The sequence below is a fragment of the Dellaglioa sp. CoH-57-MRSF-20 genome, from assembly GCF_056781955.1.
The window spans coordinates 1-513 of the sequence record NZ_JBXAXV010000088.1; the positions used below are offsets into that span (position 1 = coordinate 1).

The 513-nt window shown below is 56.7% G+C and carries 1 protein-coding gene; it reads left to right on the forward strand.

The features are described from left to right. Positions 1 to 513: phage tail sheath subtilisin-like domain-containing protein (locus tag AC1RPN_RS08255; protein ID WP_481763725.1), on the forward strand; the 513-nt coding region annotated here is incomplete at both ends.

A 513-nucleotide genomic window follows, 5' to 3' on the forward strand; every position in this document is an offset into this window, starting at 1 on the left:
AGCAGCTGTACAAGATCAACATCCTGCTGAACTCGGGCCACGCCAGTCCAGACGTGCAGCTTGCGATGGATAGCTTGGCCCAGCAGCGCGGTGATTGCGTGGCACTACTCGATGTTCCGTCGAATGCTCAGCAGTTCCAACAAGCGATCAACTATCGCAATCTGCAATTGAACCTCAACTCGACGTATAGCGCGTTGTTCGCTCCCGACGTTCTTGAGGCAGATACGATCAACGGTAAGCAGCAATATGTGCCGTTCTCGGGTTGGGCGGGTGCGTTGTGTGCTCGTACGGATCGCGTGGCTAACCCGTCGTTCTCACCTGCGGGTCTGAACCGAGGCATCGTCAACGTGCTGGGTACGCGCTACACGTACGATCAGGGCCAGATGGATGCTCTGTTCCAAGCGCAGGTCAACTACACGCAGACGTTCGTTGGTCAGGGTATCGCGTTGTGGGAACAACAGACGCTTGCTGCGCAGATGAGCGCGCTCTCGTGGTTGTCGGTTCGTCGTATTG